General features: G+C 67.6%; 2 protein-coding genes. One reads left to right on the top strand and one right to left on the bottom strand.

Annotation, left to right across the window (positions count from 1 at the left end):
- The coding region (locus JCM9942_RS15710) for an HPP family protein (protein ID WP_054660797.1) at nt 1-826 on the bottom strand (826 nt) is incomplete at its 3' end.
- A 226-nt stretch (nt 827-1,052) separates the two neighbouring features.
- On the opposite strand from JCM9942_RS15710, the gene JCM9942_RS15715 reads away from it, so the two are divergent.
- Nucleotides 1,053-1,516 (top strand): alcohol dehydrogenase catalytic domain-containing protein (locus JCM9942_RS15715; RefSeq protein ID WP_157722984.1); only part of this gene is annotated, 464 nt, incomplete at its 3' end.

Consider the following 1,516-nt stretch of genomic DNA (forward strand, 5'->3'; position numbering starts at 1 on the left):
CTGCCGCCGGCAGCGCGAGCACCTGGCGCACGCTCCACGTGCGGCCCAGCCGGCCATTGCTGTAGCAGCGCCCAGCCTGGATCCGCGCCGGGTGCAGCGACACGCGCTCGGCATGCTGCTTGGCCAGTTCCAGCAGCTCGGTGAGGTTCTCGTCGGTGATGTCGACAAAGGAGTTGAGCTGGCCGATGGCGGCGTGGAAATCCTCCTGGGTCAGATCGAAATTGCGCTGGGCCGGGCTCACGCTGGGCAGGGGCTGCCGGCGGCGGTGCAGATGGGCCGGATAGCGGCGCCAGGCGAAGCAGGCGTTGAACAGCACCGCCGCCAGCAGGATCGCGCCGACATTGATCGCCACCGGCGTGAGCAGATAGTGGTAGCCCAGCGCATGCACGTCGCTGCCGCCGATCACCGCCGCCAGGGCGGTGGCGCCACCGGGTGGATGGATGCAGCGCAGGTAGTGCATTGCCGCCACCGCCAGTCCGACCGCGAGTGCGCCGGTCCATACCTGACCAGGAAACAGCTGCTGGCAGCTGACGCCGATGAACGCGGGAACCAGGTGCCCGGCCAGTACCGGCCACGGCTGCGACAGCGCGCCGTGCGGTACCGCGAACACCAGCACCGCGGTGGCACCCATCGAGGCCAGCAGCAGGGTGCTGCCCGGATGGCCGTCAAAGCCGTGCGGAAAGCTCCAGTGGGTGAGCTGGTAGACCGCCAGCAGGCCCAGCAGCGCGCCCAGCGCGGAGATCCACTTTTCGCCGTGACGGGTCTGGTTGCGTTCAATACCCAGCCAGCTGCGAAGCGGCGGGAGCGGTGTGGGAGAGGATTTCATCGGCGCAAAGCGGTAGCAGGTGTCGCCCCTATTTTCAGGCCACAGGGCCTGGCCGCACTACACGCAATGCGGCGATTCGGGCATCGGCTCATGGCGATTTCTTCGCTCGATATGCCTGCGGTGGCCATGTATGGACAGCTGCATCCTGCCGGCGTGACTTATGCCATCACCGGTGCGCACCTAGACTGTGCGCCTGCGCCGCACCGCGGCTTTACCGGACGCCCCCATGAAAACCCACGGTTACGCCGCCTACGATCCGACCTCGCCGCTGGCGCCTTTCACCTTCGAACGCCGTGCGCTGCGCAGCAACGATGTGGCGATGGAGATCCTGTACTGTGGCGTCTGTCATTCGGACCTGCACACCGCGCGCAACGACTGGGGCTGGAGCTATTACCCGATCGTGCCGGGGCATGAAATCGTCGGCCGGGTGATCGAGGTCGGTGCCGAGGTCAGCCGCTACAAGGTGGGCGATCATGTCGCGGTCGGCTGCATGGTCGACAGCTGCCTGGCCTGCGACCAGTGCGACAGCGGCCAGGAGCAGCTGTGCCGCAACGGCATGACCGGCACCTATGCCGGCGCCGACCGCATCAGCGGCGATCCCACCCAGGGCGGTTACGCCAAGCATCTGGTGGTGCGCGAGGAATTCTGCCTGCGCATGCCGCAAGGGCTGGACCTGGCGCGCGCCGCGCC

The organism is Stenotrophomonas pictorum JCM 9942 (genome assembly GCF_001310775.1).
Classification (GTDB): domain Bacteria; phylum Pseudomonadota; class Gammaproteobacteria; order Xanthomonadales; family Xanthomonadaceae; genus Stenotrophomonas; species Stenotrophomonas pictorum.